Source organism: Kitasatospora sp. MY 5-36 (assembly GCF_001182915.1).
In the GTDB taxonomy this organism is placed as follows: domain Bacteria; phylum Actinomycetota; class Actinomycetes; order Streptomycetales; family Streptomycetaceae; genus Kitasatospora.
Window position 1 is genome coordinate 1 of the sequence record NZ_LFVW01000580.1, and the last position, 7,568, is coordinate 7,568.

Below are 7,568 nucleotides of genomic sequence, written 5' to 3' on the forward strand. Positions count from 1 at the left end.
GCCGAGGTCGCCGCCCTGCTGGCCCGGATCGACGCCACCGGCGGCCCGGCCCTGTCCACGGTGCTGCACACCGCGGGCGTCGGCCAGGGCGGCACCGTCGGCGAGACCACCGCGGCCGGGCTGGCCGAGGTGTGCGCCCCCAAGGCGGGCGGCGCCCGCTGGCTCGACGAGCTGACCGCCGACCGCGGCCTCGACGACTTCGTGCTGTTCTCCTCCGGCGCCGCCGTCTGGGGCGGCAGCGACCAGGCCGGCTACGCCGCCGCCAACGGCTACCTCGACGGCCTCGCCGCCGAACGCCGCGCCGCCGGCCGCCCCGCCACCACGCTCTCCTGGGGCCTGTGGGACGGCGGCGGCATGGGCGGCGGCAGCGTGACCACCCGGCTGACCCGCTACGGCGTCCGGGCCATGGCGCCCGAACTCGCCGTCCGCGCCCTCGGCCAGGCCCTGGACGGAGGAGAGGACGCCGTCACCGTCGCGGACATCGACTGGTCGGTGTTCGGCCCGACGTTCACCCTGCGCCGTCCCAGCCGCCTCCTCGCCGACCTGCCCGACGCCGGGACCCGACCGGAACCCGCGGACTCCGGCCCCGGCACCGGGAGCGGCGCACCGGACGGCACCGGCCTGGCCGACCGACTCGCCGGCCTGCCCCACGCGGAGCAGCTGCGCCGACTCGTGGAGATCGTCTGCGACCAGGCCGCCGCCGTCCTCGGCCACACCGCCGGAGCACTGCCCAAGGGCCGGCCGTTCCGCCACCTCGGCTTCGACTCCGTGATGGCCGTCGACCTGCGCAACCGGATCACCGACACCACCGGGCGGCGGCTGCCCGCCACCCTCGTCTTCGACCACCCGACCCCCGCCGAACTCGCCGAGTACCTGCACGGCGAACTCGGCCTGCGAGCCGCGCCCGCCGACGACACCCGGGCCGCCCCCGGCACCGACCCGGTGCTCGACGGGCTCGACCGCCTGGAGGCCGCGCTCGCGGCGGTGCCCGGCGGCAGCGGCGCCCGGCGCGACGTGACCCTGCGGCTGAGGAACGTGCTCTCCCGCTGGCTGGGCGACACCGAGCAACCACGGCAGGACGAGCAGGAGCAGCAGACCCTGGCCGGGCGACTGGACGACGCCGACGCCGGCGAGGTCCTGGACTTCATCAACAAGGAATTGGGGCTTTCGTGATGACCGGTGGTGCGCAGGCGGCGGGCGGCGACAAGCAGCTGCTCGACACTCTGAAGAAGCTCGCCGCCGACCTGTATCGGACCCGCGAGCGCGTCAAGGAACTGGAAGCCGGCGAGCGCGAGCCGATCGCCGTCGTCGGCCTCGGCTGCCGCTACGCCGGGGGCATCACCGGCCCCGACCGGTTCTGGGACCTGCTCTCCGCCGGGACGGACGCCATGGGCGGCTTCCCCACCGACCGCGGCTGGGCGGAGTGGGAGCGCGCCTACGGCAACCCGGACGCGCGCGCCGGCGAGGAGTACGCCCGGGTCGGCGGATTCCTCTACGACGTGGCCGACTTCGACCCCGGGTTCTTCGGGATCAGCCCGCGCGAGGCCCTCGCGATGGACCCGCAGCAGCGGATCCTGCTGGAGACCGCCTGGGAGGCGGTCGAGCGGGCCGGCATCGACCCGATGTCCCTGAAGGGCTCCGACACCGGCGTGTTCGTCGGCGCCAGCGGCACCGCGTACGGCTCGGGCGTGGGCGGCAACGGCAGCGGCGCCGAGGGCTACAAGATGACCGGCGGCCTGACCGCCGTCGTCTCCGGACGCATCTCCTACACGCTGGGCCTGACCGGCCCCGCCGTGACGATCGACACCGCCTGCTCCTCCTCGCTCGTGGCACTCCACCTCGCGGTGCGCTCGCTGCGCTCGGGCGAGTGCTCCCTCGCCCTGGCGGGCGGCGTCGAGGTGCTGGTCATGCCCGACGCGTACATCGAGTTCTCCCAGCAGGGCGGCATGGCCGCCGACGGCCGGTGCAAGTCCTTCGCCGCCGAGGCCGACGGCATCGGCTGGGGCGAGGGCGCCGGCATCATCGCGCTGGAGCGCCTCTCCGACGCCCGCCGCAACGGCCACCAGGTGCTCGGCGTGATCCGCGGCAGCGCCGTCAACCAGGACGGCGCCTCCAACGGCATCACCGCCCCCAACGGGCCCTCGCAGTACCGCGTCATCCACTCGGCGCTGGCCGACGCCGGCTTGACCGCGGCCGACGTGGACGTGGTCGAGGCACACGGGACGGGCACCACGCTGGGCGACCCGATCGAGGCGCAGGCGCTGCTCGCCACCTACGGGCAGGCCGAGGACCGCGCCGCCGACCGGCCGCTCTGGCTGGGCTCGGTGAAGTCCAACATCGGCCACTCCGGCTGCGCGAGCGGCGTCGCCGGTGTGATCAAGATGGTGCTGGCGCTGCAGCACGGCATGCTGCCGAAGACCCTCTTCGCCGGGAACCCGTCGCCGCACGTGGACTGGGCCTCGGGCAACGTCCGGCTGCTGAGCGAAGCGGTGGCGTGGCCGGCGGGCGAGCAGCCGCGCCGCGCGGGCGTGTCCGCGTTCGGCGTCAGCGGCACCAACGCGCACCTGATCCTGGAGGAGGCGCCGGCGGGCTCGGGCCGTCCGGAGGTCGTGGCGGGCGCCGCGCCGCGCGTCCTGTCCGGCGAGGGGCTTCCCGCGTGGGTGGTGTCGGGGCAGAGCGCCGCGGCGCTGGCCGGTCAGGCGGGTCGGCTGCGTGAACACGTGACGGAGCGGCCGGAGTTGTCGGTCGGCGACGTCGCGTGGTCGCTGGCCACGACGCGGTCGGCGCTGGAGCACCGGGCCGTCGTGCTCGGCCCGGACCGGGACGGACTCGCCGCGGGGCTGACGGCCGTCGCCGCGGGGCAGCCCGCGCCCGGCGTGGTCACGGGCTCGGTGGACGCCGCAGGTGTGGGGCGGACGGTGTTCGTCTTCCCGGGGCAGGGGAGCCAGTGGGTCGGGATGGGGCGTGAGTTGGCCGCTTCGTCGCCGGTGTTCGCGGCGAAGCTGGCGGAGTGCGCTGCGGCTCTCGCTCCGTACGTGGACTGGCAGTTGGACGACGTTCTGGCCGGGCTTCACGGCTTCGAGGCCGCTGATGTGGTGCAGCCGGCGCTGTGGGCGGTGATGGTGTCGCTGGCTGCGGTCTGGGAGGCGGCTGGTGTCGCTCCCGATGCCGTGGTCGGTCACTCGCAGGGTGAGATCGCTGCCGCCGCTGTGGCCGGGATCCTGTCCCTCGATGACGCTGCCAAGGTCGTGGCTCTGCGGAGCAAGACGCTGAAGACCCTTGCTGGTCGCGGTGGGATGCTGTCGATCGCCGAGCCGGTGGCGGGTGTCCGCGCCCGGATCGCCCCGTACGGTTCCCGCCTGTCGGTCGCGGCCGTGAACGGTCCGTCGGCGACGGTCGTCTCCGGTGACGCGGACGCGCTGCGCGAACTCGCGGACTCCTGCGGGGATTCGCCGCGTGCCCGGATGATTCCGGTGGACTACGCCTCGCACAGCGCGCACGTGGACGAGCTGCGCGAGGAGATCCTCTCGGTTCTCCAGGGCATCGCTCCGACCGAGGCCCGGATCCCCATGGTCTCCGCGCTGACCGGCGCGTGGCTGTCCGGTCCGGAGCTGGACCCCGACTACTGGTACGCCTCGCTCCGTGAGACCGTCGAGTTCGAGCGGGCGGTCCGCATCCTCGCCGAGTCCGGGCACGGGGCGTTCGTGGAGGTCTCCCCGCACGCGGTGCTGACCGGCGCGGTGGGCGACGTCGTCGAGGACGTCGAGGGCTCGGCCGTGGTCGGCACCCTGCGGCGCGAGGAGGGCGGCGCCGGGCGTCTTCTGACCTCGCTCGCCGAGGCCTATGTACGGGGCCTCCCCGTCGACTGGGCCGCGCTCCTGGGCGGCGGCACGGTCGTGGACCTGCCCACCTACGCCTTCCAGCGCCGGCGCTACTGGCTCGGCGCCGTGGCCTCCGTCCAGGCCGCAGGCCCGGACACCTCGGTGGACGACTGGCGCTACCGGATCGTCTGGCAGGCGGCCGACGCGAACCGGGCCGCCACGCCGTCGGGGACCTGGCTGCTGGTCGGCGACGGCCCCGACCGGGAGGCGGTCGCGAACGCGCTGACGGCCCGCGGCGCGAGCGTCGTCGCCGTCGCGGGACCGGAGGACGTCGACGCGGCACTGGCCGAGGGCGTGGCCGGTGTGGTGTCGCTGCTGGCCCTGGACGAGACGCCGCTGGCGGAGCACCCGTCGGTTCCGGGCGGTCTGGCCGGGACGGTCGACCTGGTCCGGGTGCTGGTCGAGACCGGGGTCACGGCCCCGCTGTGGGTGCTGACCCGTGGCGCGGTGCAGGTGGCCGCCGGCGAGGTGACGACCAGTCCGGTGCAGGCCCAGGTCTGGGGTCTGGGCCGGGCCGTGGGCCTGGAGCACGCGGACTGGTGGGGCGGTCTGGTCGACCTGCCGCCGGTGCTGGACGCCGATGCCGCGGCTCGTCTGGTCGGTGTGTTCGCGGACGGCCGGGAGGACCAGGTCGCGGTGCGGCCGTCGGGTGTGTTCCTGCGCCGGCTGGTGCGGGCGGAGGCCCGCCGTGTGGAGTCGGAGGGCTGGTCGCCGCGCGGCACCGTCCTGCTGACCGGTGGCACCGGCTCGATCGGCGTCTGCATCGGCCCCTGGCTTGCCGAGCACGGCGCGCCGAGGGTGGTTCTGACCTCCCGCTCCGGCCCGTCGGCGCCCGGGGTGGCGGCGCTGGCCGCCGCCGTGGCGAACGGCGGCTCGGCCGTCGAGGTCGTCAGCTGCGACCTGGCGGACCGGGGCCAGGCGACCGGCCTGGTGGCCTGGATCGAGGCCTCCGGCCCCGGCCTGTCCACCGTCCTGCACTCCGCCAACGCGCCCTACCTGGCCCGGGTGGAGGACACCAGCCGCGAAGGCCTGGTCGCCGCGCTCGGCGCGAAGGCGGCCGGCGCCGTCCACCTGGACGAGGCCACGGCCGGCCTGGGCCTCGACGAGTTCGTCCTCTTCTCGTCGATCTCGGCGACCTGGGGCAGCAACGACCACGCCGCCTACGCGGCCGGCAACTCCTTCCTGGACGGCCTCGCCGAGGACCGTCGCGCCCGCGGCCTGCCCGGGACCTCGATCGCCTGGGGCGTGTGGAACACCCGCGACTGGGACGCCGTCGACGCGGTGATGGACCAGGCTCCCGGCCGGGTGACGCCCCAGCGCCTGCTGCGGCAGGGCATGAACTTCCTCGACACCCAGCGAGCGTTGACGGCGCTCGGCGAGGTGCTCGCCGACGACGAGACCTTCATCGCCCTCGCGGACGTCGAGTGGCAGAAGTTCGCGCCGGTCTTCACGGCCGCCCGCCCGCGCCCGCTGCTGGACACCATCCCCGAGGCCCGGGCCGAGACGGCCGCCACGACGGCCGCCGACGAGCGCGGCGAGTTCGCCTCGCGGCTGGCCGGCCTGTCGGCGGCCGAGCGGCGCCGGAGCGTCGTGGAGCTGGTGCGCTCGCACGCCGCCGCGGTCCTCGGCCACGACTCGGCGGACGAGATCGTCGCGACGCGGGCCTTCCGGGAGCTGGGCTTCGACTCGCTGACCGCCGTCGAACTGCGCAACCGCCTGAACAGCGCCTGCGGCCTGCGCCTGCCGTCCACCGTCGTCTTCGACCACCCGAGCGCGTCCGTGCTGGCCGAGGAGATCCTCACCGCGCTGTTCGGGGCGGAGGGCCCGGGCCAGGTGGTCGCGGTGGCCGCCGCGCCCTCGGAGCCGATCGCGATCGTCGGCATGGCCTGCCGCTACCCGGGCGGCGTGCGCTCGCCCGAGGAGCTGTGGGACCTGATCGCCGCCGGCGGGGACGCGATCAGCGGCTTCCCGGCCGACCGCGGCTGGGACGCCGAGGCGCTGTTCGACGCGGACGCCGACGCCGAGGGCTCGACCTACGTCGTGGAGGGCGGATTCCTCAGCGGGGCCGCGGAGTTCGACGCCGGGTTCTTCGGCATCAGCCCGCGCGAGGCCCTCGCCATGGACCCGCAGCAGCGGCTGCTGCTGGAGACTCCTGGGAGGCCGTCGAGCGGGCCGGCATCGACCCGCGGACGCTGCACGGCTCGGCGACCGGCGTCTTCATCGGCGCGGCCCCGTCCGGCTACTTCGGCGCGGTCGGGGACGAGGCCGGCGTACAGGCCCACCTGATCACCGGGAACGCGCTGAGCGTGCTCTCCGGCCGGATCGCCTACTCCCTGGGCCTGGTCGGCCCGGCGATGACCGTGGACACCGCGTGCTCCTCCTCGCTGGTCGCGCTGCACCAGGCGACCCAGGCGCTCCGGTCGGGCGAGTGCACGGTGGCGCTGGCCGGCGGTGTGACCGTGATGGCCGACCCCGGCGAGTTCGTCGGCTTCTCGCGGCTGCGCGCGCTCTCCTCCGACGGCCGCTGCAAGGCCTTCGGCGACGGCGCGGACGGCATGGGCATCGGCGAAGGCGTCGGCATGCTGGTGCTGGAACGGCTGTCGGACGCCCGCCGCAACGGGCACCAGGTGCTCGGCGTGCTCCGCGGGAGCGCCGTCAACCAGGACGGCGCCTCCAACGGCCTGTCCGCGCCCAACGGCCCCTCGCAGCAGCGCGTGATCCTCTCCGCGCTGGCCAACGCCCAGCTGTCGGCGTCCGACGTCGACGCGGTCGAGGCACACGGCACCGGCACCACGCTCGGCGACCCGATCGAGGCCGGCGCGCTGCTGGCCACCTACGGCCAGGGACGCGCCGGGGACCGGCCGCTGTGGCTGGGGTCGGTGAAGTCCAACATCGGGCACGCCCAGCAGGCCGCCGGTGTGGCCGGTGTGATCAAGATGGTGATGGCGCTGCGGCACGGCGTGCTGCCGAAGACCCTGCACGCCGAGCAGCCGTCCTCGCACGTCGATTGGGACCTGGGCAACGTCCGGCTGCTCCAGGAGCAGGTGGAGTGGCCGGCGGGCGAGCGGCCGCGCCGGGCGGGCGTGTCGGCCTTCGGGATCAGCGGCACCAACGTCCACGTGATCGTGGAGGAGGCCCCGGCGGCCGTCGAGGCGGCGTCCGAGCCCGGGCCGGCGCTCCCGGAGCTTCCGGCGCTCCCGGAGCTTCCGGTGCTGACCGGCGGGACGTCGGTGTGGCGGGTCTCCGGTCGTAGTGCGGTGGCGCTGGCCGGTCAGGCCGGTCGACTGCGTGAACACGTGCTGGCGCGGCCGGAGTTGTCGGTCGGCGATGTGGCGTGGTCGCTCGCGACGACGCGATCGGTGTTCGAGCAGCGTGCGGTGGTGCTGGGCGGCGAGCGGAGTGAGCTCGCGGCGGGTCTCGCGGCGGTGGCCACGGGGCAGCCCGCGCCCGGTGTCGTGACCGGCGGACTCGCTCCCGGTGGGGTGGGGCGGACGGTGTTCGTCTTCCCGGGCCAGGGGAGCCAGTGGGTCGGGATGGGGCGTGAGCTGGCGGAGTCTTCGCCGGTGTTCGCGGCGCGGCTGGCCGAGTGTGCTGCGGCCCTGGCGCCCTATGTGGATTGGCAGTTGGACGACGTTCTGGCGGGCCGGCACGGCTTCGAGGCCGCCGACGTCGTGCAGCCGGCGCTGT

At 75.2% G+C, this 7,568-nt stretch carries 2 protein-coding genes and 1 pseudogene; all 3 read left to right on the forward strand.

From position 1 onward, the window contains the following. The coding region (locus AE652_RS30665; protein ID WP_049657397.1) for a beta-ketoacyl reductase at positions 1–1,173 on the forward strand (1,173 nt) is incomplete at its 5' end. Next, a pseudogene (locus tag AE652_RS44350) lies at positions 1,173–7,201 on the forward strand (beta-ketoacyl synthase N-terminal-like domain-containing protein); the annotation flags it as partial. The gene AE652_RS30665 and the pseudogene AE652_RS44350, both read left to right, overlap by 1 nt. A gap of 213 nt (positions 7,202–7,414) precedes the next feature. After that, the coding region (locus AE652_RS48570) for an acyltransferase domain-containing protein (RefSeq protein WP_234348596.1) at positions 7,415–7,568 on the forward strand (154 nt) is incomplete at its 3' end.